The 25,588-nt window shown below is 57.8% G+C and carries 25 protein-coding genes and 1 pseudogene; 15 read left to right on the plus strand and 11 right to left on the minus strand.

The genetic code is table 11. The annotated features are described in order from the left end of the window. The first annotated feature begins 56 nt into the window (after window positions 1-56). The 3 genes from AC2FLO_RS11300 (at window position 57) to AC2FLO_RS11310 (ending at window position 3,326) form a co-directional block, all read left to right on the plus strand. A complete protein-coding gene (locus tag AC2FLO_RS11300) occupies window positions 57-2,021 on the plus strand; it encodes a heme lyase CcmF/NrfE family subunit (protein WP_496751913.1) in 1,965 nt (654 codons plus the stop codon). Further along, window positions 2,018-2,473 carry a cytochrome c-type biogenesis protein gene (locus tag AC2FLO_RS11305; RefSeq protein ID WP_480481083.1) on the plus strand — a complete coding sequence of 152 codons (456 nt, stop codon included), beginning with the start codon at window positions 2,018-2,020 and terminating at the stop codon, window positions 2,471-2,473. Before AC2FLO_RS11300 ends, AC2FLO_RS11305 begins: the two co-directional genes overlap by 4 nt. Window positions 2,474-2,549: 76 nt before the next feature. Continuing rightward, complete coding sequence (locus tag AC2FLO_RS11310; RefSeq protein ID WP_496751911.1) at window positions 2,550-3,326, plus strand: enoyl-CoA hydratase-related protein; 777 nt, start codon at window positions 2,550-2,552, stop codon at window positions 3,324-3,326. A 6-nt stretch (window positions 3,327-3,332) separates the two neighbouring features. Here the strand turns inward: AC2FLO_RS11310 and bmt are convergent, their stop codons facing one another. Next, on the minus strand, window positions 3,333-4,346 hold the full coding sequence (bmt, locus tag AC2FLO_RS11315) for a betaine--homocysteine S-methyltransferase (RefSeq protein WP_496751909.1): 1,014 nt from the start codon (window positions 4,344-4,346) through the stop codon (window positions 3,333-3,335). A 124-nt stretch (window positions 4,347-4,470) separates the two neighbouring features. After that, a complete protein-coding gene (locus tag AC2FLO_RS11320; protein WP_267364605.1) occupies window positions 4,471-4,791 on the minus strand; it encodes a DUF1476 domain-containing protein in 321 nt (106 codons plus the stop codon). A gap of 186 nt (window positions 4,792-4,977) precedes the next feature. Here AC2FLO_RS11320 and purC point away from each other — a divergent pair, with 186 nt between their 5' ends. From purC to AC2FLO_RS11355, 7 genes are all read left to right on the plus strand, one after another. Then, a complete protein-coding gene (purC, locus tag AC2FLO_RS11325; RefSeq protein WP_209504015.1) occupies window positions 4,978-5,733 on the plus strand; it encodes a phosphoribosylaminoimidazolesuccinocarboxamide synthase in 756 nt (251 codons plus the stop codon). 285 nt (window positions 5,734-6,018) lie between these two features. Further along, window positions 6,019-6,249 carry a phosphoribosylformylglycinamidine synthase subunit PurS gene (gene purS, locus AC2FLO_RS11330; protein ID WP_117872765.1) on the plus strand — a complete coding sequence of 77 codons (231 nt, stop codon included), beginning with the start codon at window positions 6,019-6,021 and terminating at the stop codon, window positions 6,247-6,249. 3 nt (window positions 6,250-6,252) lie between these two features. Next, on the plus strand, window positions 6,253-7,296 hold the full coding sequence (locus AC2FLO_RS11335) for a zinc-dependent alcohol dehydrogenase family protein (RefSeq protein WP_496751907.1): 1,044 nt from the start codon (window positions 6,253-6,255) through the stop codon (window positions 7,294-7,296). 11 nt (window positions 7,297-7,307) lie between these two features. Further along, window positions 7,308-7,976 carry a phosphoribosylformylglycinamidine synthase subunit PurQ gene (purQ, locus tag AC2FLO_RS11340; protein WP_480505287.1) on the plus strand — a complete coding sequence of 223 codons (669 nt, stop codon included), beginning with the start codon at window positions 7,308-7,310 and terminating at the stop codon, window positions 7,974-7,976. A gap of 69 nt (window positions 7,977-8,045) precedes the next feature. Further along, window positions 8,046-9,791 carry a sensor histidine kinase gene (locus tag AC2FLO_RS11345; RefSeq protein ID WP_496751986.1) on the plus strand — a complete coding sequence of 582 codons (1,746 nt, stop codon included), beginning with the start codon at window positions 8,046-8,048 and terminating at the stop codon, window positions 9,789-9,791. Between the two features lie 12 nt (window positions 9,792-9,803). Next, a complete protein-coding gene (locus tag AC2FLO_RS11350; protein WP_267364599.1) occupies window positions 9,804-11,138 on the plus strand; it encodes a sigma-54-dependent transcriptional regulator in 1,335 nt (444 codons plus the stop codon). A 503-nt stretch (window positions 11,139-11,641) separates the two neighbouring features. Then, the gene (locus AC2FLO_RS11355) at window positions 11,642-14,434 is read left to right on the plus strand and encodes an Rne/Rng family ribonuclease (RefSeq protein ID WP_496751906.1); all 2,793 of its coding nucleotides are present in this window, start codon (window positions 11,642-11,644) and stop codon (window positions 14,432-14,434) included. A 43-nt stretch (window positions 14,435-14,477) separates the two neighbouring features. Here the strand turns inward: AC2FLO_RS11355 and AC2FLO_RS11360 are convergent, their stop codons facing one another. Beyond that, on the minus strand, window positions 14,478-14,711 hold the full coding sequence (locus tag AC2FLO_RS11360; RefSeq protein WP_480481072.1) for a sulfurtransferase TusA family protein: 234 nt from the start codon (window positions 14,709-14,711) through the stop codon (window positions 14,478-14,480). Between the two features lie 106 nt (window positions 14,712-14,817). Here AC2FLO_RS11360 and AC2FLO_RS11365 point away from each other — a divergent pair, with 106 nt between their 5' ends. The 4 genes from AC2FLO_RS11365 to AC2FLO_RS11380 all read left to right on the plus strand — a co-directional run bounded on the left by AC2FLO_RS11365 (window position 14,818) and on the right by AC2FLO_RS11380 (window position 19,136). Next, complete coding sequence (locus AC2FLO_RS11365) at window positions 14,818-15,570, plus strand: cytochrome c biogenesis CcdA family protein (RefSeq protein ID WP_496751904.1); 753 nt, start codon at window positions 14,818-14,820, stop codon at window positions 15,568-15,570. Between the two features lie 62 nt (window positions 15,571-15,632). Continuing rightward, the gene (locus AC2FLO_RS11370; RefSeq protein WP_496751903.1) at window positions 15,633-16,835 is read left to right on the plus strand and encodes a hypothetical protein; all 1,203 of its coding nucleotides are present in this window, start codon (window positions 15,633-15,635) and stop codon (window positions 16,833-16,835) included. Further along, complete coding sequence (locus tag AC2FLO_RS11375) at window positions 16,832-18,181, plus strand: cytochrome P450 (protein ID WP_496751901.1); 1,350 nt, start codon at window positions 16,832-16,834, stop codon at window positions 18,179-18,181. The genes AC2FLO_RS11370 and AC2FLO_RS11375 overlap by 4 nt, the downstream gene beginning before the upstream one ends. A 73-nt stretch (window positions 18,182-18,254) precedes the next feature. Then, entirely contained in the window at window positions 18,255-19,136 is an 882-nt protein-coding gene (locus tag AC2FLO_RS11380; RefSeq protein WP_496751900.1) for a fructose bisphosphate aldolase, read from the plus strand. A 3-nt stretch (window positions 19,137-19,139) separates the two neighbouring features. Here AC2FLO_RS11380 and AC2FLO_RS11385 read toward each other — a convergent pair whose 3' ends face one another. From AC2FLO_RS11385 to fumC, 4 genes are read right to left on the minus strand one after another with little or no spacing between them, the layout of a single operon-like run. Continuing rightward, on the minus strand, window positions 19,140-19,742 hold the full coding sequence (locus AC2FLO_RS11385; RefSeq protein WP_496751898.1) for a DNA-3-methyladenine glycosylase I: 603 nt from the start codon (window positions 19,740-19,742) through the stop codon (window positions 19,140-19,142). Between the two features lie 59 nt (window positions 19,743-19,801). Continuing rightward, a complete protein-coding gene (locus tag AC2FLO_RS11390) occupies window positions 19,802-20,023 on the minus strand; it encodes a ribbon-helix-helix domain-containing protein (protein ID WP_267364385.1) in 222 nt (73 codons plus the stop codon). After that, window positions 20,020-20,196 carry a DUF4169 family protein gene (locus tag AC2FLO_RS11395; RefSeq protein WP_496751896.1) on the minus strand — a complete coding sequence of 59 codons (177 nt, stop codon included), beginning with the start codon at window positions 20,194-20,196 and terminating at the stop codon, window positions 20,020-20,022. Before AC2FLO_RS11395 ends, AC2FLO_RS11390 begins: the two co-directional genes overlap by 4 nt. Further along, window positions 20,196-21,590 (minus strand): class II fumarate hydratase, encoded by a 1,395-nt coding sequence (gene fumC, locus AC2FLO_RS11400; RefSeq protein ID WP_496751894.1) that lies wholly within the window; start codon window positions 21,588-21,590, stop codon window positions 20,196-20,198. Before fumC ends, AC2FLO_RS11395 begins: the two co-directional genes overlap by 1 nt. Window positions 21,591-21,796: 206 nt before the next feature. On the opposite strand from fumC, the gene AC2FLO_RS11405 reads away from it, so the two are divergent. Then, window positions 21,797-22,360 (plus strand): hypothetical protein, encoded by a 564-nt coding sequence (locus AC2FLO_RS11405; protein ID WP_480919515.1) that lies wholly within the window; start codon window positions 21,797-21,799, stop codon window positions 22,358-22,360. A gap of 27 nt (window positions 22,361-22,387) precedes the next feature. On the opposite strand, the gene AC2FLO_RS11410 is transcribed toward AC2FLO_RS11405, so the two are convergent. The 4 genes and pseudogenes from AC2FLO_RS11410 to AC2FLO_RS11425 all read right to left on the minus strand — a co-directional run bounded on the left by AC2FLO_RS11410 (window position 22,388) and on the right by AC2FLO_RS11425 (window position 25,553). Next, window positions 22,388-22,849 (minus strand): SspB family protein, encoded by a 462-nt coding sequence (locus AC2FLO_RS11410; RefSeq protein WP_480481054.1) that lies wholly within the window; start codon window positions 22,847-22,849, stop codon window positions 22,388-22,390. 76 nt (window positions 22,850-22,925) lie between these two features. Next, window positions 22,926-24,178, minus strand: a pseudogene (gene chrA / locus AC2FLO_RS11415) (chromate efflux transporter). Continuing rightward, window positions 24,175-24,990: a chromate resistance protein ChrB domain-containing protein gene (locus tag AC2FLO_RS11420; protein WP_496751890.1), complete on the minus strand. Its 816-nt coding sequence runs from the start codon at window positions 24,988-24,990 to the stop codon at window positions 24,175-24,177. Before AC2FLO_RS11420 ends, chrA begins: the two are co-directional and overlap by 4 nt. Window positions 24,991-25,121: 131 nt before the next feature. Continuing rightward, entirely contained in the window at window positions 25,122-25,553 is a 432-nt protein-coding gene (locus AC2FLO_RS11425; RefSeq protein ID WP_267364373.1) for an ester cyclase, read from the minus strand. Between the last annotated feature and the right edge of the window lie 35 nt (window positions 25,554-25,588).

The following is a 25,588-nucleotide window of genomic DNA, read 5'->3' on the forward strand; positions in this document are numbered from 1 at the left end:
GCAGAACAAGCTAAAGGTCATGGCCCCCGGTTCCGCACCGGCGTATATTCCGGGGCATGATTACAGAACTTGGCCACTTCACCCTGATCCTAGCGTTCTTTGTCGCAATTGTGCAAAGCGTTGTTCCCCTGATCGGCGCCTCAAAACGCTGGACCGGCTGGATGGGCTTTGCAGAGCCCGCCGCGATCGTCCAGTTCCTGCTGACGGCGTTTGCATTTGGTGCATTGATCTGGGCGTTTGTAACGTCTGACTTCTCCCTCAGGATTGTGGTCGAGAATAGCCACACGGCAAAGCCGATGCTGTACAAGATCAGTGGAACATGGGGCAACCACGAAGGATCTATGCTGCTGTGGGTGCTGATTGTCACCCTGTTTGGTGCGATGGCGGCCTTCTTTGGTGGCGGCTTGCCACCGACACTCAAAGCCCGTGTTCTGGCCGTTCAATCGGCTATTGCCGTGGCGTTTTTCGGTTTTATCCTGTTCACGTCGAACCCGTTTGACCGACTTGCCATCGCTCCGTTTGACGGGCGCGACCTGAACCCGCTGCTGCAAGATCCCGGGCTGGCCTTCCACCCACCGTTTCTGTACCTTGGCTATGTCGGCTTGAGCATGGCATTCAGCTTTGCGATTGCTGCCCTGATCGAAGGGCGTATTGATGCGGCCTGGGGCCGGTGGGTACGCCCCTGGACGCTGGCGGCCTGGGTTTTCCTGACTATCGGTATCGCGCTGGGGTCCTGGTGGGCCTATTACGAATTGGGCTGGGGCGGCTTCTGGTTCTGGGACCCGGTCGAAAACGCGTCCTTCATGCCCTGGCTGCTGGCGGCGGCGCTGTTGCACTCGGCAATTGTTGTGGAAAAACGCGAAGCATTGAAAAGCTGGACCATTCTGCTGGCAATCATCGCGTTTGGATTTTCCCTCATCGGCACGTTTATCGTGCGTTCGGGGCTGCTGACCTCGGTTCACGCCTTTGCCAATGATCCGGAACGCGGTGTGTTCATCCTGATCATTCTGGTCTTCTTCATCGGCGGCGCGCTTACCTTGTTTGCCGCACGCGCGCAAGCGATGGAGGCCAAGGGCGTTTTTGGCATGGTCAGCCGCGAAAGCGCGCTGATCGTGAACAATGTCCTTCTGGCGGTCAGTTGCTTCGTCGTTTTTGTTGGGACGATGTGGCCGATGGTGGCCGAGATGATGTTTGACCGCAAACTTTCGGTTGGGGCACCGTTTTTCAACGCGGCGTTTTCTCCGTTCATGGTTTTGCTGGGGCTTATCCTGCCAATCGGGGCAATGCTGCCGTGGAAACGCGGTCGGCTGGGCAAAACGGCCTGGTCCCTGCGCTATGCCTTTGGTCTGGCGCTGGCGATTGCGCTGTTGGTTTGGGCGATGCAGACCGGTCGCAGCGCGTTAGGACCCGTAGGCTTGTTTCTGGGGGCTTGGATTACATTCGGCGCCGCCATTGATTTGTGGAGCCGGACAGGCCGCAATGGCAGCTTCAAACGTCTGATCCGACTTCCGGGCGCCGATTGGGGTAAGGCAGTTGCCCATACCGGTCTTGGGGTGACGATCTTTGCGATTGCCGGTCTGACCGCGTGGGAGGCGGAAGATATCCGTGTAGCGCAACTGAACCAGCCGTTCGAAGTGGGTCAGTTTACAATGACATTGCAGGACGTGCGACGGGTACAGGGGCCGAACTATTTTTCAACCACGGCTGATGTTCTGGTCGAAAAGGGCGGTCGCGTCATCGGAACGCTGCATCCCGAGAAACGGGATTATCCCGTTGCACGCATGCCGACGACCGAGGCCGCGATTGACTATCGTTTTCTTGGTGATCTTTACGTCGTCATCGGGGATCAGCAGGCAGATGGCGGCTGGGTCATGCGCACCTATATCAAGCCTTTGGCGAACTGGATCTGGGGTGGATGTATCCTGATGGCGCTCGGCGGTGTCCTTAGCCTGAGCGACAGGCGGTTCCGTGTCGCCGCAGGTGCGCGCAAATCCCCCGCTGGCGGAGTACCCGCAGAATGAAACGCCTTGTATTGATCCTGCTGCTGCTGGCAGCGCCGGTGTTTGCGGTACAACCTGATGAAGTTCTGGACGACCCAGTTCTGGAGCAGCGGGCGCGCGACCTGAGTGTTGGGTTGCGATGCCTGGTGTGTCGCAATGAAAGCATTGACGAAAGCAACGCTGAACTGGCACGCGATCTGCGCTTGCTTTTGCGTGAACGCTTGGTTGCGGGTGACAGCGACGAAGAGGCCGTCGCGTTTATCGTTGACCGCTACGGCGAATATGTCTTGCTCAAGCCCACCACCAGCGGCTCGAATCTGCTGTTGTGGCTCGCCGGGCCGATCATGTTGCTGATCGCTGCCGCAGTCGGGTTGAACTTTCTTCGCACACGCGCCAGGGCGCAGGTTTCAGGTGAAACCGAAGCTCTAAGCGCAGAAGAACAGGAACGCCTTCGCCAAATTCTTGAAGACTGACGTTTGGTTCTGCTTTTCCCATCCTGCCCGAACAAGTAAATGTGCTGAAACACGTGGCGCGAGGGGAAAAGTCTTCATGAATTACGAAACGGTTCTATTGGACATATCGGACGGTTTGGCAGTTCTGACCCTGAACAGACCGGACAAGATGAACGCGCTGACCACTCGGATGCGGGCAGAGATTACCCACGCGATGAAAGACGCCGCGGTTAAAGCGCGCTGTATCGTTATCACTGGGGCGGGTCCGGCATTTTGTTCCGGGCAGGATCTGGGCGATGCATCATCGACCGGCAAGATCGATCTGGAACGATCATTGCGCGACGAATACGAGCCGATGCTGGAAACCATCCACAGCAGTCCGGTTCCGACAATCGCTGCTGTAAACGGACCTGCTGCGGGGGCAGGGGCCAACCTTGCGCTGTGTGCGGATGTGGTTATTGCAACGGAGAGTGCGTATTTCCTACAGGCGTTTGCACGTATCGGCTTGCTGCCCGATGCTGGGGGCACCTGGTTCATGCCGCGCCAGATGGGCTTGGCCAAAGCGATGGGGGCCGCCTTGTTTGCTGACAAGATCAGCGCCCGGCAGGCCGAAGAATGGGGTATGATCTGGGAAGCTGTGCCCGATGATGCGTTTGCCGCACATTGGCATAAAAGGGCAGAATATCTGGCCAAAGGTCCAACTGCGGCCTATGGCGCGATCAAACGTGCCATTCGCGGGACCTACGAAAACACATTGCAGCAGCAGCTTGCGACCGAGGCGCATCTTCAAGGCGAATGTGGCCGGTCGCGGGATTTTGCTGAAGGTGTAGTGGCGTTCATGGAAAAACGCCCTCCGAAATTCGAAGGGCGTTGATAAGCGTTAGGCGCGGCGGCGGCGACGCGTGCGGCGTTCGGGGCCCGCGTCGTCCTCGGTTCCGTCCGAAGCCGACGAAAACGGCCCCAGTGCCTCGGTGATCTGATCCAGTGTCGGGCGCTCGCCGCGCGAAGTGGTATCCAGCGCTTCGCGCATTTTGCGCAGATGATCGGGCATGGTCCCGCAGCACCCGCCGATGATTGTGGCGCCCGAATCCCGCGCCATGGCAGCATACCGACCCATCAGTTCGGGTGTCCCGTCATAGTGGATATGGCCATCCACGTATTTCGGAATGCCCGCATTGCCCTTTGAGATCAGCGGGCGCTCGGTGCCTTGCGCAGCAAAACCCAGAACCGTGCGCAGGATATCCGACGCGCCGGTACCACAATTGGCCCCAAAAGCGATCGGTGGGTTTGGCAAGGTTTCAACCAAAAGCGCAAGATCGGCCGAGGTGACACCCATCATTGTGCGCCCGGCCGTGTCAAAGCTCATCGTGCCGCACCAGGGCATGTCGGCCAGCGCAAAGGCCTCGGCTGCCGCGCGGAACTCCTCGGGCGCGCTGATGGTTTCTACCCAAAGAACGTCAACCCCGCCCGCTTTCAAAGCCTCGGCCTGTTCATGGAACATTTCAACCGCGTCGGAATGCGACAGGCTGCCGACCGGCTCCATAATCTCGCCGGTGGGTCCAACCGATCCGGCCACGACAACAGGGCGCCCGGCTTTGTCTGCGACTTCACGTCCAAGTTCTGCGCCGATACGGTTCAGCTCGCCCACGCGGTTCTGCGCATCATGCAGTTTCAGACGCGCCGCAGTGCCTCCAAACGTATTGGTCAGAAACAGGTCGCTGCCCGCATCGACTGACCCCTGATACAGCGCCCTGATCTTGTCCGGAGCATCCACGTTCCACAGCTCAGGCGCATCACCTGATTGCAGACCCATGTTAAATAAGTTGGTCCCCGTTGCACCGTCCGCAAGGATGGCGTCTTTGGTGTCCAGAAGTTTGCTCAGCGCGTTTGTCATAGGGTTATTCCAGAAAAAGCGTAAAAACGCTGCAAAAAAACAGAGACGCCCCATGTCTCATGACCAGGGCGTCAAATCAAATTCATAAAACTCATGAAGATCATGAGTTTTGCATTTCAGGCAATCAATGCTCGCCTTCCGCCATCACCTGTTCTTTGGCCTCAACCAGAAGCTCGGCCATTTTCGAACGGATCGTGGCTTCATCTGCAAGATCACCCAAGTAGGCTTTGACTGCCTCGACAACATCGTCCTCGCCGACATGCTGCAGGTCGGTATGAACCAGTTCCTGGCCGTATTTCCGTGCCTGTTCAACAGTTTCGCCCTTCAGCGCAGACGCCCAGACAGCCATAAAGCGGTTGCGGCGCATCCGTGCGATGAATTGCATCTTTTCGTCATGGGCGAATTTGCTTTCAAACGCGGCTTCACGTTCGTCGAATGTGGTCATTGGTTGGGGACCCCTTGGATTACCGTTTCTCACTGATGATATGACAATAGGACACTCTGGGTGCAAGGTATTTGCGCTGCGTCAAAGGCCCTCGGGGCAGCGAACTTGCGGGAACGCAGGGCTTGCACTATGAGGACGCCAACGTGAAGGGACTCATTCCCTTTCGCCAGTCTGGAAAGGTCGCTTATGGCGCGTCGCAAGAAAATCTACGAAGGCAAGGCCAAAATTCTGTATGAAGGCCCCGAGCCGGGCACCATCGTACAGTATTTCAAGGATGACGCCACCGCATTCAACGCCGAGAAGAAGGACGTGATTGACGGTAAAGGCGTGCTGAACAACCGGTTGTCCGAGTTCTTCATGACCGGACTGACCCAGATTGGCATTCCGAACCACTTCATCCGGCGCCTTAATATGCGCGAACAACTGGTGCGCAATTGCGAGATCATTCCGCTGGAAGTGATCGTGCGCAATTACGCGGCGGGTTCGATGTCGAAACGTCTTGGCATTGCCGAAGGGACGCAATTGCCTCGTCCGATCGTTGAATACTGCTTCAAGGATGATGCCTTGGGCGATCCTCTTGTCACCGAGGAACACATCGCCGCGTTTGGCTGGGCCAGCCAGCAGGACATGGACGACATCCTCAGCCTTGCGCTGCGCGTGAACGATTTCCTGAGCGGCGTGATGCTGGCGGTGGGCATCCGTCTGGTTGACTTCAAGATCGAAATCGGGCGCGTGTTTGAAGGCGACTATCAGCGGCTGGTTGTTGCGGATGAAATCAGCCCGGACAGCTGCCGCCTGTGGGATATCAAGACCGGTCAGAAACTGGACAAGGATGTATTCCGCCGCGATCTGGGCAGTCTGACAGATGCCTATTCCGAGGTCGCCCGAAGGCTGGGTGTGCTGCCTGCCAGTAATGTCACCAAGCCGACGCTGATCAACTAAACATTCCTTCTCAGCAGCGCCGCCCCCTCAGGGCGGCGTTTTGCCTTTGCCAAGTTGTTGGCAGAGCAGGGTGTTTGCGTGTGGCCGGGCCGTTTGATCAGATGACTATTCCGAAGTTTCCAGCTGCTGCGCCAACAAAACTACTCAGGTCCAACTGACGGCGCAGGATCGTCACTCGCCTGCGGCAAACTGCGTTTGAAACAGGGTTGTCGAAACCCATCAGGCGCGCTATCCCCCGCGCAACGAAATGGGCCTTGTATGCGGCCCACAGTTGGAGTTGCCAAAATGAAAGCACGGGTTCATGTGATGCTCAAGAACGGGGTGCTGGACCCGCAGGGCGAAGCAGTACGGCACGCATTGGGTGCAATGGGCTTTGATCAGGTCGAAGGTGTACGTCAGGGCAAAGTCATCGATCTTGAGCTTGCCGATGGCGCGACCGAGGCAGACGTGACCGAGATGTGCGAAAAGCTTTTGGCCAACACCGTCATCGAACGCTACGAGATCGAACTGGTCTGATTAATGCGGGCCGCGCGTCTGATCACCTATCGTCAACCGCTTGAGGTGTCGACGATCCCCGATCCGGTTCCCACCGAAGACGGTGTTGTGGTGCGGGTGCTGGCTTGTGGCGTGTGCAGGTCCGACTGGCACGCCTGGTCGGGCTCAGACCCCGACGTTGTCCTGCCCATGACACCCGGTCACGAGTTTTGTGGCGAGGTGGTCTCGGTCGGAACGCGCGTCACACGGTGGCGTGTCGGGGACCGGGTGATTGCGCCCTTCATCCTAGCCTGTGGGCATTGTCCGGACTGCGCGCAGGGTCATCAGACAATCTGTCCGAACCAGGTCGTACCCGGCTTTACCTGTGACGGGGCCTTTGCTGAATATGTTGCCGTGGCTCATGCCGATGCCAACCTGACATCCTTGCCCGACAGCATCGCGCCTGAAATCGCCGCCGCATTGGGGTGCCGCGTAACCACGGCGTGGCAGGCGCTTGTTGGCCGGGCGCAAGTGCAGGGTGGTGAGTGGATCGCTGTCTTTGGCGGCGGCGGCGTCGGAATATCAACACTTCTTCTGGGCAAGGCGCTCGGCGCGCGTGTAATCGTTGTCGATATCGCCGAGGACAAGCTGGCCTATGCCGAAACTCTGGGCGCCGATGCGGTGGTCAACGCTGAGACATGTGATGCCCCTCTGGCGGTGAAGGACATCACCGGTGGCGGTGCCGATGTTGCGATCGAGGCACTTGGCGTCCAAGCCACGACCGTTTCCGCCATGCGATCCCTGCGCAAAATGGGGCGCATGGTGCAAATCGGAATGCCCGCAGGGGACCATGCGCAGATGTTGCTGCCGATGGATGTGCTCTATTCTGGTCAGCTCTCCGTATTTGGCACCCGCGGGATGCCAAGCTGGCGCTATCCGTCGCTGTTGTCGCTGATCGCGGGTCAAGGGGTCGACCTGAGCCCGCTGGTGACCCGGAAAATAACCCTGAACCAGGTAAGCGCCGAGCTTGCCGCTATTGACCATCCAACGCCTCCGGGTGTTGCGGTTGTCACAGATTTTGTCTCGTAGGAGGGCCCGCCATGCGTGCAGCCGTAATCGTATTCCCCGGATCCAACTGTGACCGAGATCTTGCCGTCGCCTTTGAGCAGGCCGGTTTTCAGGTCGATATGGTCTGGCACAAAGACGCGGCTTTGCCCGAAGGTATTGATATCGTGGGTGTTCCCGGCGGGTTCTCTTACGGAGATTACCTGCGTTGCGGCGCAATCGCGGCGCAATCGCCGATTTGCAAGGCCGTGGTCGAACACACGCAACGTGGCGGTTATGCCGTCGGAATTTGCAACGGTTTTCAGGTTCTAACGGAAACCGGCATCCTGCCGGGCGCGTTGCTGCGCAATGCCGGGCTGAAATATATCTGCAAGACCGTCGGCCTGAAGGTCGAAACCAGCGACAGCGCGTTTACCAGCGGTTACAACGCAGGCGATGTGATCGGTATTCCGATTGCGCACCACGATGGCAACTATTTTGCGGATGACACGACACTGGCCGCTTTGAAAGATCAGGACCGGATCGCGTTCACCTATGCCGAAAACCCGAACGGCTCGGTTGGGGATATCGCCGGGATCCTGTCGGAAAACCGCCGCGTGCTTGGAATGATGCCGCACCCCGAACGCGCAGCCGATCAGGGCCATGGCGGCACAGATGGGGTGGCGTTGTTCCGCGCATTGTCAGGTGTGTTTGAAGCGGCGTGACTTGAGGTCTCGCCCGCCGGGGCGTAACCTTTCGCCATGAACCCCGAAGTTCGATCTGGCTGGTCAAATATGTTGAAACCGTTTCGTGGTGCACCGCTGGGCTGGCGGTTGCGGCTGGCGGTTCTTGTTCTGCTGGTCGCGACAATTGCAACGGTGTGGGTCACGAACCGGCTGTTGACCGACAGGTTCACCGAATCCACGCGCAACCGGGCGGAACTGCGGCTGACGCTGTATTCGGGCAACTTGCTGAGTGAATTGCGCCGCAACTCGATTGTTCCGCAATTGCTTGCCCGCGACCCGACGTTGATTTCGGCATTGCAGTCAGGCGATTACACCCTGTCGACACAGCGCCTTATTTCATTCGTGGAAGAGATCGGCGCGGCCTCACTGGTATTGCTGGACAGCGACGGGCGCACAGTTGCCGCGACCGACCGGAACAGGTTGGGCGAGGGGCACCGAAACACGCCCTATTTTGTGGATGCGATCCGCTCGAACGCGACGATCTTCTCCGTTATTCCCAAGGATGCAGGCGGATACAGCTTTGTGTATTCGCGCCGGTTGGAGAACGGCGCCGAGTTTCTGGGGGTAATCGTCGTCGAGGTTGACCTGCAGAAGTTCGAACGCGCCTGGGCCGGTATCTCGGATGCGGTGATGGTTACCGACAGCACCGGCAACATCATTCTGTCTACGGAACCCCGGTGGCGCGGGCTGGACGAGAACACGGCGATGCTGCGCCAGCCTCCACAAGGTGCGATCCAGCGCGCCATCCGTGCAACAACCGATTGGACCGCGCTGCCGCCTGATGCCTATCTTCAGGGCGAAGCTGTGATGCGGATCGAGACGCGCATTCCGTTCCGCGGCTGGCAGATGACCTCGTTCACGACCTATGCCTCGATCCGGGAAAAGGTGAACAGCGTTCTGGCGCTGGAAATCATGGGGTTTGCGATTCTTCTGGCGCTTGCGTTCTATGCGTTGAGCCGTCGCGCCACGTTGCGCATGACCCTGTTCCAGCGCGAGTCGGCAGAGCTTCGCGCATTGAACGCACGGCTACAGCGGGAAATCGCTGAACGTGAACGGGTTGAAAAGACGCTGGATTTGGCGGAACAGACGCTTGCGCAAAGCTCGAAACTGGCCGCCCTGGGCGAGATGTCGGCGGCGGTCAGTCACGAGTTGAACCAGCCTCTGGCGGCAATGAAAACCTATCTGGCCGGGGCCCGTCTGCTGCTGCGCCGCAACCGCCCGGAAGAGGCCCTTGCCAGCTTTGGCCGCATCGATGGTCTGATCGAACGGATGGGCGCAATTACCCGGCAGCTCAAGTCTTATGCACGCAAGGGCGCGGATGCGTTTTCACCAGTAAATCTTGGTGAAGCGCTGGCCTCGTCCCTGTCGATGATGGAGCCTCAGCTGCGTCAGCGTCACGTCAAGATCACGCAGATCGTGCCAGAGGAACCCGTGATCGTGATGGGAGATCGAATGCGCATCGAGCAGGTCATGGTCAACCTCTTGCGAAACGCGCTGGACGCCACCAAATCAGTGGCGGAGCCGGATGTGGAAATCATCCTGGCAGCAGGTGATATGGCAGTGCTGACCGTACGCGACAACGGGCACGGAATCGAGGATATCGAAAACCTGTTCGAGCCGTTCTACACGACCAAACAGCCCGGAGACGGTGTTGGTCTGGGGCTTGCCATCTCGTCAGGGATCGTGAACGACCATGGGGGACGGCTGACTGCGCGCAACGGCCAATATGGCGGTGCGGTGTTTGAAATGCAGTTGCCTGCACTGGGAAGAGACGGCCTTGAAGCCGCGGAATAACGAGGAATGACTATGGCACAAGCCATGAAAATTGCCATTGTTGACGATGAACAGGACATGCGCCAGTCGATCAGCCAGTGGCTCGCTTTGTCCGGCTACGACACGGAAACCTTTGCCAGCGCGGAAGATGCGCTCAAGGTGTTGGGCCCGGATTATCCGGGGATAGTAATTTCGGACATCAAGATGCCCGGAATGGACGGCATTCAGCTTCTCAAAAAGCTGATGGGCGCTGACAGCACGTTGCCCGTGATCATGATCACCGGTCACGGCGATGTTCCGATGGCTGTCGAGGCGATGCGTGTCGGTGCATTCGACTTCCTTGAAAAACCCTTTAACCCCGACCGCATGTCCGAGCTGGCCAAAAGGGCCAGCAATGCGCGGCGTCTGACGCTGGACAACCGCGCGCTGCGCCGTGAATTGTCCGGCGGCACCCAGATCATGAACAAGCTGATCGGCGCCAGCCCGGTTATGGAACGCCTGCGCGAGGATATCCTCGATCTGGGTCAGGCGGATGGCCATGTGCTAATCGACGGTGAGACAGGAACCGGAAAGACGCTTGTTGCACACGCCCTGCACGCGGTTGGCAGCCGCGCCGGTAAGAAGTTCGTGCTGGTGTCCTGCGCGGCGCTCGAGGAAGACGCGCTGGCCAAACGTCTGTTTGGGCCGATGATGCCCGAAGATGCCCAATTGCCCGCCATCGAAGAGGCGCGGGGCGGGACGCTGGTTCTGGAAGATGTCGAGGCGCTCAGCGACTCCCTGCAAGCCAAGCTGCTCAGCGTGATGAACGAGCAGGGCACGCCGGCCGAGACACGCATCGTTGCGATCTCGAACCTGCAAGAGGCGGGAAAAACCTCCGAAGATGTCTTACGGCCGGACCTGTTCTACCGATTGGCCGCCTTGCGCATCACCATGCCACCCCTGCGCCAGAGGGGCGAGGATATTCTGACCCTGTTTACCCGTCTGAGCGAGCAGTTCGCCGAAGAATACGGCTGTGATGCGCCTCAGGTAAGTGCTCAGGAAGCGGCGCAGCTGTTACAGGCGCCCTGGCCGGGGAACGTACGTCAGTTGATCAATATTGCCGAACGCGCGGTGCTGCAATCGCGCCGCGGATCCGGAACGATCGCTTCACTGTTGATGTCGGATCACGAGGAAATGCAGCCGGTCATGACCACTGAAGGCAAGCCGCTGAAGGAATATGTCGAAGCCTTTGAACGGATGCTGATCGACAACACGATGCGGCGGCACAAAGGCTCAATCGCGTCTGTGATGGATGAGCTGTGCCTGCCGCGCCGAACGCTGAATGAAAAGATGGCTAAATACGGCCTCCAGCGGTCGGACTATCTGTAAACTTTGTGGCGGGGGCTCTGCCCCCGTCGCCTTTGGTGACTCCCCCGGGATATTTTTTGCCAGATGAAGGCGATCCCGCACGCCGTGGCAGGGGCGGTGCAGTTTGCCCATTGTCTTTTCCACAGGACTGCTTTTATTGTGTCCGGACGGGCCGGGCCAGTTTTTGTGCCCATAAGCCCCGAATCATTGAGTTTCGCTGCTTTACTGATGGTGATGACGGATTGTTCGCCGCAAAGCAGACCGATTGTGCCTCATTTGGGGCAATGTAGTACCTGAGTCCGACATGTCGGGCGAAAGGAATAATGGGCAGGCTGCGGCTAACGCGCCTGTCGGAGAAGAACCGCGATGACGCGCGCGCAACGATTGAGTGACCGGGCAGGGGGCCACAGCGCCAGACCCTGCCGCGCGCCGTCCTATATCGCCCTGACAAGACACCTCCCCAAATGTTCCTGTCCACCTGGACGGGTCAGGACAACGCGTTTGGCGCGGTGCACCAAGGACACATGGCTAAGAAAATGCTTATCGATGCCACCCACGCGGAGGAAACCCGCGTCGTGGTGGTCGACGGAAACAAGGTCGAGGAGTTCGATTTTGAATCCGAAAACAAGCGCCAGCTTGCTGGCAACATCTATCTTGCAAAAGTAACTCGGGTTGAGCCGTCGCTTCAGGCGGCCTTTGTGGATTATGGTGGGAACCGGCACGGCTTCCTGGCGTTTTCGGAAATTCACCCGGACTATTACCAGATCCCCATCGCCGACCGCGAGGCGTTGATGGAGGAAGAGCGCGCTTATGCCGAGGCCATGAAGGCGCGGGATGAGGCCGACGAGGGCAAGCCGAAAAAGCGGCGTTCTCGGTCCCGATCGAAGGCCGCGGATCTGAAGTCGGACGATTTGGTCGAAACGATGGAAGTTTCGACCGAGCCGACCGGTATGGAAACCATCGATTTTGACGAAAGTGACGAAGCGGACATGGAGGTGCCCGAGGGGACATCGCCAATGGAAGTCGTCGCTGAGACCCCTGTTGAGGAGCCTGAGGACAACGAAGCGCCGGAAGCTGTGTCAGATGACACTGTAGAGGGAACGGCTTCGGAAGACGAGGCAGAGGCTGAAACAGTTGAGTCTTCACAAGACGACGCAGCAGGGGATTCTGATGACGCGGCGGATGTTTCAAGCGCTGACGATGGCGATGAAGCGTCTGAATTGTCTGAAGATGACCAGGACGCAGATGATGGCGACGCTGATGAAGAACACGCTGACGCTGCCGCGAAAGATGACACGATTGAATCCGTGGCCGAGGAAGACGACAGCGAAGACATCCGCCCTCCGCGCAAGCCACGCCCACGCCGGTATAAGATTCAGGAAGTGATCAAAGTGCGCCAGGTGTTGCTGGTGCAGGTCGTCAAGGAAGAGCGCGGCAACAAAGGGGCAGCCCTGACGACATATCTGTCGCTGGCCGGTCGCTATTGTGTTCTGATGCCAAACACCGCCCGTGGCGGTGGGATCAGCCGCAAGATCACCAACGCGGTTGACCGCAAGAAACTGAAAGAAATCGCCGCGGATATTGATGTGCCCACGGGGGCGGGTTTGATTATCCGGACTGCGGGCGCCAAGCGCACCAAATCGGAAATCAAGCGCGACTATGAATACCTGCAACGCCTGTGGGAGCAGATCCGGGCATTGACCCTGGAATCCATCGCACCTGCGAAGATCTATGAAGAAGGCGATCTGATCAAACGGTCGATCCGGGACCTTTATAACCGCGATATCGATGAGGTTCTGGTCGAGGGCGAAGGCGGATACCGCATCGCCAAAGACTTCATGAAGATGATCATGCCGTCGCACGCCAAGAATGTGAAACGGTACGAGGACGCGCTGCCGCTGTTTGCGCGCTATCAGGTGGAAAGCTACCTGGCGGGGATGTTCAACCCGACTGTTCAGCTGAAATCTGGCGGGTATATCGTGATCGGCGTGACCGAAGCGCTGGTGGCGATCGACGTGAACTCGGGCCGGGCCACGAAAGAAGGCTCGATCGAGGAAACGGCGCTGAAAACCAACCTTGAGGCTGCGGAAGAAGTGGCCCGCCAGTTGCGTCTGCGTGACCTTGCCGGTCTGATTGTCATCGATTTCATCGATATGGACGAGCGCAAGAACAATGCGTCCGTTGAAAAGCGTCTGAAGGACAAGCTGAAAACCGACCGTGCCCGCATTCAGGTCGGCCGGATTTCGGGTTTTGGCCTTCTCGAGATGAGCCGTCAGAGGCTGCGCCCCGGTATGATCGAGGCGACCACGCAGCCATGCCCGGCATGCCACGGCACCGGCCTGATCCGTTCGGACGACAACATGGCGCTGTCGATCCTGCGTCAGATCGAAGAGGAAGGCACGCGCCGCCGCTCACGCGAGGTTCTGGTGCGCTGCCCGGTCAGTATCGCGAATTTCCTGATGAACCAGAAGCGCGAGCATATTGCACAGATCGAATCGCGCTATGGCCTGTCTGTACGGATCGAAGGCGATGTGCATCTGGTCAGCCCGGATTTCTCGATGGAGAAATTCAAGACCGCCAGCCGCATTGTTCCCGAAGCGACAGCACCTGTCGTGTCGGTCGATGCCTCGCTGATGGATCTGGTCGATTCTTCGGACGAGGAAGAAACCGAAGAGGATATCGGGCCGACCGAAGATGACACCAAACCCAAGCGCAAGCGCCGCCGTCGTCGTCGCAAGAAGGGCGGGGGCAATGGTGACGCGCCGGAACAGGGCGCGGATGACGGTGAAGGGACAGAGCAGGAGGATGCCGCAGGCGAATCCGCTGAAACCGAGACCGCTGTCGAGGCAACCGATGCCGAAGCGACGGAAGAGGAAAAACCCGCCAAGCCCAAACGCAAGCGCGCTCCGCGCCGTCGTAAGAAAGATGCGGTGGCAGAAGAGGCTTCGGAACAGACAGAAGTAACAGATGCCGATTCCGGGGCTGATGCACCGGTGGTTGAAGAGGCGGACTCAGTCGCCGAAGCCGAACCTGCCGAGGCGGCAGCCGCCGAGCAAAGCGAAGCGGCTGAGACTGCTGACGCTAAGCCGGAAGCAACAGAGGTTGCCGAGCAGACTGAGGAAGTCGCGCAAGCTGAAGCGGTCGTTGCGGTGGAGGAACCTGAAATTCAATCTGCGGATGAGCCGGTCGAAGACGCGCCCGTGGAAGAAACGCCCGTGGCAGCAGAACCTGAACCGGTGCTTGAAACTGTGGCAGATGAACCTGAGCCAAAATCCGACAGGCCCAAACGGCGCGGATGGTGGTCGTTGGGCAACTGATGAAAGGGCGGGCAGATTTGCCCGCCTTTTTTATATCATTAAGTCAGTCGGATTTTTGGATCAGATAGACCTGATGTTCGCCATCCAAATCCTGAGACAGCAATGTGTGGCCAGCTTCGGCGCAAAAATGCGGGACATCGATGATGGCTGCCGGGTCATCAGCCAGTACACGCAACACAGAACCTTGCGGCATGGATTTCAGCCGTTTGCGGGCCTTGAGGACGGGCAGCGGGCAAAGAAGGCCCAGCGCATCCAGCGTATCTGTAATCTCTGACATGATTTTCGGGATAGGGCGTAGTTGTAATATTGTCCAGATTCCAAGCACGAGGATGTGACTCATTGGCCCCGTGACGGACCGCCAATCATCACTTATGTGCTTAGACATGTTCGGAATTGAAATCATAGACGCGGGGCTGCTGCCCGCCATGTTTGTTGCCCTGCTGGGTGGCCTGATCAGCTTTCTGTCGCCTTGTGTGCTGCCCATCGTGCCGCCCTATCTGGCATATATGAGCGGTGTCACGATCAACGAAATGCAGGATGAGACCCGCGCCCGGCGCAAGGCAACCATGTCAGCGCTGTTCTTTGTGCTGGGCCTGTCGACGGTTTTTCTGCTGTTGGGCTTTACCGCATCTGCCTTTGGAGTGTTCGTGCTGCAAAATCAGGTGCTTTTTGCCAAGCTGTCCGGTGCCGTTGTCATTGTCTTTGGCCTGCATTTCCTGAATGTCTTCCGCATCCCCTTTCTGGACCGCGAAGCGCGGATCGAAACCGCTGATTCCGGTGGCTCGGTCTTTGGTGCTTATATTCTTGGATTGGCCTTCGCATTCGGCTGGACGCCCTGTATCGGGCCCCAACTGGGCGCGATCCTGTCCCTTGCGGCGAACGAGGCCTCGGTGGCGCGGGGCACGCTGTTGCTGGGTGTCTATGCAGCCGGATTGGGTATTCCGTTCCTGCTCGCAGCCATGTTCCTAAACCGCTCTATGACGGTGATGAACCGGATCAAGGCCTATATGGGTGTGATCGAAAAGGTCATGGGCGGGCTGCTGCTGTTCGTGGGCATCATGCTGGTGACAGGCCTGTTCACCCGCTTCAGCTGGTGGTTGCTGGAAACCTTCCCGGCACTTGCGAATTTCGGCTGAGCGTCTGCCCCCCTTACCTTGACCTAAAGCCTGCGTTAACCTGCGCGGCAGAAGGTAAAGGCATGAGCAGTCAGAGAAATCAGTCACAGGTGCGCAAACGCCGGGTGTTCTACATCCCTGGTTATGACCCGATGCCGCCGCGACGATATCGCGAGCTTTACCGAACCGAGTCGCAAGCGCAGGCCCGGATTTCGGGATATGAGATCGCCATGGCTCCAAAGTCCGCGGAGGGTCTGTTCGGCTGGTCCGTGACGTCCATTCAGGACGGTGCGTCCGTCGAGACTGAAATTGAAGTACTGGTCTGGTCAGACATCGTGCGCGACAGCATGTCCGCGTCGATCCCTGCCACCTATGCGCAGTTGGCCCACACGGCGTGGATATACATTTCGACCGGTGCTTTGTGGCGCCTGATGCGGTTGCGCAAAGGCCCGGTGATTGCGGCGCTCTATCCGGTGGCGATGTTGGTGTCTCAGCTGCTGGTTGCGTTTGTAGTCGCGTGGGCATGTGTGGCGATGGCTGGCTGGTGGGGTCTGTTACCGGGTATTGCCGTTGCGGTTGCGCTGATGCTGTGGTTCCGCAAGATCGACAACCGGTTGTTTGCCTACTACCTGATGCATGATTACGCCTATTCCGCACAGTTAAAGGGGGAAACTCCGCTAAAACTGAAAGACAGGCTGGCCGCATTCCGCAAAGCGATTGAGGCCGCGCTGATATCTGGTGTGGATGAGGTTCTGGTGGTGGGCCACAGTTCGGGTGCGCATCTGGGGGTGTCTGTTCTGGCCGACCTGATCCGCGACAGGGCCGTGCCGCAACAGGGGGCAGAGTTGTCGTTCCTCAGCCTGGGGCAGGTGATGCCTATGGTGTCCTTTCTGCCAAATGCGCATGGCCTTCGGTCCGACCTTCAATTCCTGTCTTCCAGTCCGGACATCACGTGGGTCGATGTCTCGGCCCCCGGGGATGGCTGCGCATTTGCGCTGTGTGATCCGGTGGCCGTTACAGGGGTGGCCGGGTCGGACAAACGCTGGCCGCTTGTCCTGTCGGCGGCCTTTACGCAAACTCTGGCGCCTGAACGTTGGAAAGCCCTGCGCTGGCGGTTCTTCCGGCTGCATTTTCAGTACCTTTGCGCATTCGATACGCCGGGTATTTACGACTATTTCCGAATAACAGCAGGCCCTTTGACGCTGAAACAGCGGTTCCGAGGACGTGCCCCCTCACGCAGCCGGATTGAGACGCCTGTGTCCAAATACACGTCGGTTCGCCCATGAACCCGCCAAAGCCCCAGCCACGCGCAGACAAGGTTTCCCTATTGCGTTACCTGAAACTGTTTCGTCAGGATCTGCTGTCTGCGCAGCCAGCGCGCCTTTATCGCGCGTGGATGGCCGAATTCAGGACACCCTTCTTTCGGTCCTTCCTGGTCAATGAACCGGACCTGATTGACATCGTCCTCAGGAAAAGCCCCGAAGATTTTCCTAAATCGGGCCGGATCAGCGAAGGCCTGCGCCCCTTGCTTGGAAATTCGGTGTTCCTAACCAATGGAGAGACGTGGAAACGTCAGCGGCGCATCATTGACCCCGCATTTGAGGGCGGGCGGCTGAAAGACACGTTTCCCGCAATGCTGGCCGCAGCAGACGCTTGTGTTGAGCGGTTGCGCCCCCATGGCGGCAAACAGATCGAAGTCGAAGAACAGACAAGCCACGCCGCAGCAGATGTGATTTTTCGCACCTTGTTTTCGGTGCCGATCGACCACGCCATAGCCAGCAAGGTGTTTGAAAAGTTCCGCAACTACCAGCGTGAACAACCTCTGCTGAACCTTGCAGCTTTCGTTCCGCTGCCCAAATGGATGCCTCGGTTCCACTCCCGGACGACACGGAAAAACGCCGAAGACATTCGTAACCTGATCACTGACCTGACCCATGAGCGGGCAGAGGCGATCAAGGCCGGAACCGCCCCCGATGATCTGGCAACCAAGATCATGACAACCGCTGACCCTGAAACCGGTCAGTTTTTCGGGCCCAAAGAAATGGTCGATCAGGTCGCGATCTTCTTTCTGGCAGGCCATGAAACCAGCGCATCGGCCCTGGCGTGGACATTGTACCTGCTGGCGCTTTATCCCGAATGGCAGGAAAGGATTGCTGACGAAGCTGCCGCTCTGGACGATCCGACCTTTGCCTCGGTTTCCAAACTCAAGATCAGCCGCGACGTGTTTCGCGAGGCACTGCGCCTGTACCCGCCGGTTCCCATGATGGTGCGAGAGGCCACGTGCCCACACCAGTTCCGAAACAGGGACGTTCCCAACGGGTCACAAATCGTAATCAGCCCCTGGCACCTGCACCGTCACGAACGGTTATGGGACAATCCCGACGGCTTTGACCCGACCCGCTGGAACAGTGAAAACGGCAAAACATGCCAGCGTAAGGCATATATCCCGTTTTCCGCAGGTCCCCGCGTCTGTACCGGGGCCGGGTTTGCCATGGTCGAAGGGCCGCTGATCCTGTCGATGCTGGTGCGGAATTTCAAATTCGAAACAATCAGCGGCAAAACGCCGGTTCCGGTGGCCCATCTGACCGTTCGATCCAGGGATGGCATATGGTTGCGGCTGGTTGAGCGCTAACAAACTACCATCGGTCCTGACTGTGATGTATGCGGGGGAAGACATCGGAATCATCATTGAACGGGAAAACATTATGGCCAAAGCAGAACAGCGCGCGCAGATGATCAACGGCGCAGGCTTTATCGCGGCATTGGATCAAAGCGGCGGCTCGACCCCGAAAGCTCTGGCGTTGTACGGCGTTGACGCATCGACCTACAGCTCGGACGCTGAGATGTTCGGCGAAATTCAAAAGATGCGCGCGCGGATCATTCTGGCAAATGACTTCACCAAAGACAAAGTCATCGGTGCGATCCTGTTCGAACGCACCCTTGGTGAAGAGATCGAGGGCCGCAAAGTCGCTGATTACCTCTGGTCAGTCAAAGGAATCGTGCCATTCCTGAAAATCGACAAGGGCCTTGATGATCAGGCCAACGGTGTTCAGTTGATGAAACCGATCCCCGGTCTGGCCGACACGCTGGCTAAGGCAGAAGGCGTGTTCGGTACCAAAGAACGTTCGGTCATCCACGAGGCCAATGCCGAAGGCATCGCGGCCGTGGTCGCCCAGCAATTCGACGTTGCCCGTGAAGTGACTGACGCCGGAATGGTCCCAATCGTCGAGCCTGAGGTCAACATTCATTCAGAAACCAAGGCCGAGGCCGAGGAGATTCTGAAAGCTGAAATCCTGAAGAACCTCGACCAGCTGGATGAGGGGCAGGAGGTCATGCTGAAGCTGACGATCCCGACACAGGCAAACCTGTATGACGAACTGGCCGACCATCCGCGCGTTCTGCGCGTTGTTGCGCTGTCAGGTGGGTATTCGACCGAAGAGGCCTGCGACCTGTTGGGGCAAAACGGCAAGATGATTGCGTCTTTCTCTCGCGCACTGACCGAAGGTCTCTCGAAACAGCAGTCGGATGCCGAATTCAACACCGCTTTGGGCGGCAATATCGACAAGATTTTCAAAGCCTCGGTCTGATCCTCAGACAGGTTTCGTGAAAGAGCGGCGCAACTGTGCCGCTTTTTTTCTGCTGATACAGCCTTCGGCATGGTCATTGACCAGCCCCATGGCCTGCATGAACGCAAACACCGTCGTGGGGCCAACAAATTTCCAGCCCCGTTTCTTGAGGTCCTTCGACATTGCCACCGACTCGGGCGATGTGGATGCCGATTGTGGCGGCGGCGGGGTTTCCGCCTCATACCGCCAGACATAAGCCGCCAGCGATCCTTCCGATGCCACCAGTTCCTGCGCGCGGCGGGCGTTGTTGATCACCGCCTCGATCTTGCCCCGGTGGCGAATGATCCCATCATTTTGCAGCAGACGTTCAATATCAACTTCAGAGAAGTCGGCCATCTTGTTGAAATCAAACCCGTAAAACGCTTCTCGGAAATTCTCGCGCTTGTTCAGGATCGTGCGCCAGCTAAGACCCGACTGAAAGCTTTCCAGGCACAGTTTCTCGAACAGTCGCCGGTCATCCGAGACCGGAAAGCCCCATTCGGTGTCATGATAGTCAAAGAATTCCGGCGCCGCCTGGCACCAGGAACACCGAGGTTGACCGTCAGGTCCCAATACCGTGCTTCCCATGAGTGTACCCTTTTTGTTCTGCGGCGAAGTTACACTCAACAACCAAGATCTGACAAGCGTTAAACCTTGTCTCGGTACCAGTTCAGAATAAACACGCGAATAGCCGAGGCCAATCCGGTTTCCGGGTCGCGGTCAACATCAATTTGCGCGGCCAGTGCATTGATTGGCTGATCTTTTTCTTTCGCAATGTCGCGAAATGCCCGCCAAAACTCATCTTCAAGCGAGACAGATGTCCGGTGTCCTTTGAGGGTCAATGAACGTTTTATCGGTCGACCGCTCATTCATCCTGCTCGTGATTGTCAAGGTCACGCCTCTGCTTGTCCTGCTGAAGCCTGACGATTGTTTTCTCGGACTTGGTGCGCCCAAAGGAGACGGCATTCTGATCTGCGCGGGCCTTCTTTTCGGCCCGCGCCTTTTTTTTTCGATACCGGTTCAGGTTGACCGGCTTGCCCATCAGTCTTTCGGGCCGATCATCTGTTCGGGGCGGACAACGGCGTCAAACGTTGCCTCGTCCACAAACCCCAGCGCAATGGCTTCTTCCTTGAGGGTTGTGCCGTTCTTATGCGCGGTCTTGGCGACCGTGGTGGCGTTGTCATAGCCGATGGTCGGGGCCAGCGCCGTCACCAGCATCAGCGATTCCTTCATCAGCTTGTCGATGCGCGGCTCATTGGCCTTGATGCCCAGCAACATCCGCTCGGTAAAGCTGTCGGCGGCGTCGCCCAGCAACTGGATGGATTGCAACAGATTGTAGGACATCATCGGGTTATAGACGTTCAGCTCGAAATGGCCCTGACTGCCTGCAAAATTCATCGCGGCGTTGTTGCCCATTACGTGCGCAGCAACCTGTGTCAGAGCCTCGGCCTGGGTCGGGTTCACCTTGCCGGGCATGATGGACGAGCCGGGCTCGTTCTCGGGCAGGATCAGTTCTCCAAGCCCCGAACGCGGGCCAGAGCCCAGGAAACGGATGTCGTTGGCAATCTTGTAACAGCTGCCTGCGATGGTCGCCAAAGCCCCGGACATAAAGACCATGGCGTCATGGGCGGCCAGCGCTTCGAATTTGTTCGGCGCAGTCACGAAGGGCAGGCCGGTGATCTGCGCCATATGGCCCGCAACCGCTTCGCCCCAACCGTTTTGGGTGTTCAGGCCGGTGCCTACGGCGGTGCCGCCCTGCGCCAGTTCGTAGATGCCGGGCAGCGCTGCGTGAACGCGTGCAATCCCCTGACGAATCTGGTGGGCATAACCGCTGAATTCCTGCCCCAGTGTCAGAGGCGTTGCATCCTGCGTATGGGTCCGGCCGATCTTGATGATGTCCTTGAACTCATCAGCCTTCTGCTCAAGACCTGAGGCCAGCTTTTCAAGCCCGGGCAGTAGGACGTCACGAACACTCATCGCTGTAGCGATGTGCATTGCGGTCGGAAAGGTGTCATTCGACGACTGACCCATGTTGCAGTGATCGTTCGGATGCACGGGGTCTTTTGAACCGATGACACCGCCCAGAATTTCGATGGCGCGGTTCGCGATGACCTCGTTCGAGTTCATGTTCGACTGGGTGCCGGAACCCGTCTGCCAAACAACCAGCGGAAAGTTTTCGTCAAACTTGCCTTCGATCACCTCACCCGCAGCCTGAATTATGGCGTCGGCAATCCTGGCATCCAGCTTGCCGGTCGCTTTGTTTTCCATCGCGCAGGCTTGCTTGATCACGCCCAGCGCACGCACAATGGCAATGGGTTGTTTTTCCCAACCGATCGGGAAGTTCATGATCGAACGCTGCGTTTGCGCGCCCCAATACTTGTCGGCAGGAACCTCGAGCGGGCCAAAGCTGTCGGATTCGGTGCGGGTCTGAGACATCTGTCACTCCGTCTGGTATGCTGTTGTATGCCGTTTAGCCGCAGCTAAGCCGTGACGCAATCGGCCAGTTGCGCGCACCTTAAACCCAAGGGCGTCAAAGGTATAGGCGCGGGGTGCGTCACTTTAATTGTAATCGTCGGGGAATGTGCCATTGTGCGCGGCCCCCTCTCAGCTACAATAGGTTCGTAGCCGCCTTGGAGGACAAGATGTCAAATTTCCATCGCATTACGCTTGAAAAAGCGATCGTGTTATTTGCTGTCTGTGCTTTGTGGCTGTCTGTTCTGGGCGCACCAGCGCGCGCCGCGGACATTACCCCGTTCCTGGGGGATTATGTGGGCTCGGCAAATGTCGTGGATGCGGACGGAACCTCAACCCCGCGGGATATGAGCGTTTCCATTTTCGAGACCAAAAACGGGTTCAACGTCAGCTGGCAAACCACGACCTACAAGCTGGACGGGCGGGTAAAAGAACAGCAGTTTTCCATCGACTTCGTGCCCTCGGACCGCCCGGATGTGTTTTCAGCCGCAATGAAACGCAACGTGTTCGGTCATGAGGTTCCGCTGGATCCGATGAAAGGTGAACCCTTCGTCTGGGGGCGTATCGAAGGCGAAACGCTGACGGTGTTTTCGTTGTTCATTGACGTTGACGGCGGATATGAATTGCAGCAGTTCGACCGAACCCTGGCCGAAGACGGGCTGAATCTGTCATTCTCGCGCTTCATAGACGGTCAGAAATCCCGATCTGTCGAAACATTTCTGATGAAACGCTGAACCCCGCGCAGGGCAGGGCTCAAAGGCTTATTTGCGGAAGCTGTCCAGCGACACGACATCGGCGTCGTGATGCGCCTGTTCTTCCTCTTCGACCTCGATCAAGTCCTCTGCAACATAATCGTCCTCATCTTCGTCGTCCGGGCTTTCGAACCGCAGTCCAAATTCCACCGATGGATCGACAAAGGTCTTGATCGCGCCATAGGGGATGTAAAGCGGTTCCGGCGCGTCTCCGAAATTAAGGGTAATGGCGAATCCGTTCTCTCCGACCTCGAGGTTTTCAAACCAGTGCTGCATGACGATTGTCATTTCTTCCGGATACCGGTCGCGCAGCCAATCGGCGATATCCACGCCATCTTCGCGTGTGTCGAAGGTAATGAAAAAGTGATGCGCTCCGGGCAGACCGGATTTCGAAACATCCGTCAGCACAGTCTTGATAAGCCCGCGCATGGCGGTGTGCATCAGGTTGCCATAGTCGATGCCTTGCGACATGTGTCATCCTCAAAAGTGGTTAAGCTCAGCATAGGGGTTTTGTTCGGAAACGAAAGGGCAGGTATGATCGGATTGATCAGATATTATGCGCAACCAGCCCTGCCAGTGACATCAGAACCAACACTGTTCCGATCCCCAATTTTAGTCGAAATATCAATATTCCAGCAATAAAGGTTAATGCAAGAGCCGGAATGTTCAGCGAAGACACTTTGGGCACGGGTATTGCCGCCGGACCCAAATTCATGTCTGGCACCGATTCGAAAAGAACATTCAGGGCAAACCACACGGAAAGGTTGAGAATCACTCCGACAACGGCGGCGGTGATACCGTGAAGGGCGGCAGACAGGCGGGGACGTGTGGCCAGACGGTCAAGGTAAGGGGCCGTCAGGAAAATCCACAAAAAGCAGGGCACAAACGTTGCCCACAACGCAACAGCGCCCGCAGCAAGCGCCAGTGAGAATCCACCGTTGATCTGTCCCGCCAGCATGGCGACAAACTGTGTAACCAGTATCAATGGCCCGGGGGTGGTTTCTGCGAGCCCCAATCCGTCAATCATCTGGTCTGCACTGATCCAGTGATACTGATCCACAACGGTTTGCGACATATAGGCGAGAACGGCATAGGCGCCGCCAAAGGTCACAACAGCCAGACGGGCAAAGAACCACCCCAGATCGCTGAGCAATTGATGGCCGCTGAGTGTCAAAGCAACAAGCGGCCCCAGCCAAAGCGGCAACCAGACCGCTATCGTCCGGGCCGAACGAGCAAAGTTCGGCGTGTCCTGAACAGCGGTTGCCCCAATGAATCCATTATAACGCAAATACCCCCACAGGGCCGCGATCAGAATGATCAGCGGGAAGGGCAGGTTGAACAGAAAGATTGACAGAAACGATAGGCCTGCGATGACACGATGTTCCGTATCCGTCAGCGCCTTACCTGACAGCTTGCGCAGGGCTTGCAGGACGATAACGATGACGGTCGCCTTGATGCCGGTAAATGCGGATTGCACCAGTGGAACGTCGCCAATGCTGAATAAAGCGCGACCAGGACAGCAATGACAAACGCCCCTGGCAAAACGAACAGGCTGCCCGCAATCAGCCCGCCCGCGACACCGCGCAAGCGCCAGCCTGCGTAGGTTGCCAATTGCATTGCCTCGGGACCGGGCAGCAACATGCACAAGGAAAGCGCACGCAGATAGGTCTGTTCATCCAGCCAGGGCCTGCGCTCGACCAGCTCCTGATGCATCAGCGAGATCTGGGCAGCCGGGCCCCCAAATGACAACAGGCCGATCCGTCCGAATACCTTGAAAAGGTCCAGTGCCGTAGGTCTCATGCGCCATGACCCGATGGCCAGTCATGCTTTTCATCAAACCCGTCGCGTGCCCAGCGGAACAGGGCATCATAAAGGTGCAACCCGGCTTCAAGCTGAGCATGATCATCGCGATACTGGCGGGACAAACCGACCGAGAACGCCAGCAACCCAGCGGCTTCCGGGGCCAGATCATTCTGGTCGGTATCCGCAGCGCGAATGATCCGGGCCATACGCTCAAGCGCCTCGGTTCGCAGGTGAAATGCCCGGATCATCGTGTCAAATGTGCAGCCGCTGTCCCGATGCGTCCAAAATGTATTCGGAACGTCAAAGGGGGTGGCACCAAAGTGATCAACGACTCCCTGAACTTCTTCCGACGCGACGAAAAGGAACCGTGCATTGCGATCGACAAACCGGCGGATCAGCCAGGGGCAGGCGATACGGTCAATTTTGGGCCTTTGGCGCGTAACCCACAATGTGCTGCCATTAATGGGCGCCGGCAGAATCGACTGTGGGACCAACGGCGCCTCGCGCTGTTCGTGCCACCCTTCAAACCCGCCTTCCAGATGTTCGGCGTTTTTGCCCATCCCGCGCAGCCAGGATGCCACCCCCTGACTCAGCTTTTTGCCTTTGTGGCAGATAATTACACAAGGGTCGTTGCCAATCAGACGACTCATCGCGTCGATTTCCGTGTGCGGGCAGCGAATTGACCCCGGAATCAGCCGCGGATCGTCGCTGAAATCCGCATCGGTGCGTATATCGATCAGAACCGGCGCCCGAGGCGTTCCGATTAACCGGCTCAATTGGGTCGGTGTGATGGCGTTAAGAGCAGCCATAGCATGTCTCCTTTAGTCGTTCGGATCCATGCGAAGCTTGGGCTGACGCCTCACGGGGTGTTCGCAAGTTGACCCCCTGTGCCAGTGCTACCGCGCAAGAACATAGGGGGTCAAGTTTGCGGTTTGTACCGTCAGGCCCAGTCGAGCCGCTGACCGGTCATGCAAACAGGAAGGGTGTCGGCGGGAAACTGGCCCATCTCCTCAAAGAACGAGATGAAATCGAAATGATTATACGCTTCGACCATCTTATTGTCTTTAAACCGGGCCATGACCTGACCGGTGACCTCCAAAGGGGCACCATTATCGGCCCGGCACGTCTGCACATGCAGGATGGCGGATACCCAATCGCCATTCTCGATGATCTTGGGCAAATCCACCTTGATATCCCCCAAGACATGACGAAAAGCCGTTACGAGGTCCCGAAAATCGTCTGCACCCACCTGCATTTCGGGGATCAGCCCCTCGGCCATGGTTTCGGGCGCAAAGAACTGATCGATTGCCTCGGTGTTTCCGTTTTCCCAAACCTCAGAATACCAGGATCTGAGTATCTCCGAATTTGTCATCCCAACGCTCCTGTCCAACTGCGAATACGATGGCA

Source organism: Ruegeria sp. TASC047 (assembly GCF_059612445.1).

What these genes read in the sequence shown, in the direction of transcription:
- purC (WP_209504015.1), top strand. Translation starts at nt 4,978, where the DNA reads ATGGCGCGTCGCAAGAAAATCTACGAAGGCAAGGCCAAAATTCTGTAT.
- AC2FLO_RS11375 (WP_496751901.1), top strand. Translation starts at nt 16,832, where the DNA reads ATGAACCCGCCAAAGCCCCAGCCACGCGCAGACAAGGTTTCCCTATTG.
- AC2FLO_RS11410 (WP_480481054.1), bottom strand. Translation starts at nt 22,849, where the DNA reads ATGTCGCAAGGCATCGACTATGGCAACCTGATGCACACCGCCATGCGC.
- AC2FLO_RS11335 (WP_496751907.1), top strand. Translation starts at nt 6,253, where the DNA reads ATGCGGGCCGCGCGTCTGATCACCTATCGTCAACCGCTTGAGGTGTCG.
- AC2FLO_RS11390 (WP_267364385.1), bottom strand. Translation starts at nt 20,023, where the DNA reads ATGAGCGGTCGACCGATAAAACGTTCATTGACCCTCAAAGGACACCGG.
- bmt (WP_496751909.1), bottom strand. Translation starts at nt 4,346, where the DNA reads ATGACAAACGCGCTGAGCAAACTTCTGGACACCAAAGACGCCATCCTT.
- AC2FLO_RS11320 (WP_267364605.1), bottom strand. Translation starts at nt 4,791, where the DNA reads ATGACCACATTCGACGAACGTGAAGCCGCGTTTGAAAGCAAATTCGCC.
- AC2FLO_RS11305 (WP_480481083.1), top strand. Translation starts at nt 2,018, where the DNA reads ATGAAACGCCTTGTATTGATCCTGCTGCTGCTGGCAGCGCCGGTGTTT.
- AC2FLO_RS11360 (WP_480481072.1), bottom strand. Translation starts at nt 14,711, where the DNA reads ATGTCAGAGATTACAGATACGCTGGATGCGCTGGGCCTTCTTTGCCCG.
- AC2FLO_RS11350 (WP_267364599.1), top strand. Translation starts at nt 9,804, where the DNA reads ATGGCACAAGCCATGAAAATTGCCATTGTTGACGATGAACAGGACATG.
- AC2FLO_RS11370 (WP_496751903.1), top strand. Translation starts at nt 15,633, where the DNA reads ATGAGCAGTCAGAGAAATCAGTCACAGGTGCGCAAACGCCGGGTGTTC.
- AC2FLO_RS11425 (WP_267364373.1), bottom strand. Translation starts at nt 25,553, where the DNA reads ATGACAAATTCGGAGATACTCAGATCCTGGTATTCTGAGGTTTGGGAA.
- purQ (WP_480505287.1), top strand. Translation starts at nt 7,308, where the DNA reads ATGCGTGCAGCCGTAATCGTATTCCCCGGATCCAACTGTGACCGAGAT.
- AC2FLO_RS11345 (WP_496751986.1), top strand. Translation starts at nt 8,046, where the DNA reads ATGTTGAAACCGTTTCGTGGTGCACCGCTGGGCTGGCGGTTGCGGCTG.
- AC2FLO_RS11405 (WP_480919515.1), top strand. Translation starts at nt 21,797, where the DNA reads ATGTCAAATTTCCATCGCATTACGCTTGAAAAAGCGATCGTGTTATTT.
- AC2FLO_RS11385 (WP_496751898.1), bottom strand. Translation starts at nt 19,742, where the DNA reads ATGGGAAGCACGGTATTGGGACCTGACGGTCAACCTCGGTGTTCCTGG.
- fumC (WP_496751894.1), bottom strand. Translation starts at nt 21,590, where the DNA reads ATGTCTCAGACCCGCACCGAATCCGACAGCTTTGGCCCGCTCGAGGTT.
- AC2FLO_RS11420 (WP_496751890.1), bottom strand. Translation starts at nt 24,990, where the DNA reads ATGGCTGCTCTTAACGCCATCACACCGACCCAATTGAGCCGGTTAATC.
- purS (WP_117872765.1), top strand. Translation starts at nt 6,019, where the DNA reads ATGAAAGCACGGGTTCATGTGATGCTCAAGAACGGGGTGCTGGACCCG.
- AC2FLO_RS11355 (WP_496751906.1), top strand. Translation starts at nt 11,642, where the DNA reads ATGGCTAAGAAAATGCTTATCGATGCCACCCACGCGGAGGAAACCCGC.
- AC2FLO_RS11300 (WP_496751913.1), top strand. Translation starts at nt 57, where the DNA reads ATGATTACAGAACTTGGCCACTTCACCCTGATCCTAGCGTTCTTTGTC.
- AC2FLO_RS11365 (WP_496751904.1), top strand. Translation starts at nt 14,818, where the DNA reads ATGTTCGGAATTGAAATCATAGACGCGGGGCTGCTGCCCGCCATGTTT.
- AC2FLO_RS11395 (WP_496751896.1), bottom strand. Translation starts at nt 20,196, where the DNA reads ATGGGCAAGCCGGTCAACCTGAACCGGTATCGAAAAAAAAAGGCGCGG.
- AC2FLO_RS11380 (WP_496751900.1), top strand. Translation starts at nt 18,255, where the DNA reads ATGGCCAAAGCAGAACAGCGCGCGCAGATGATCAACGGCGCAGGCTTT.
- AC2FLO_RS11310 (WP_496751911.1), top strand. Translation starts at nt 2,550, where the DNA reads ATGAATTACGAAACGGTTCTATTGGACATATCGGACGGTTTGGCAGTT.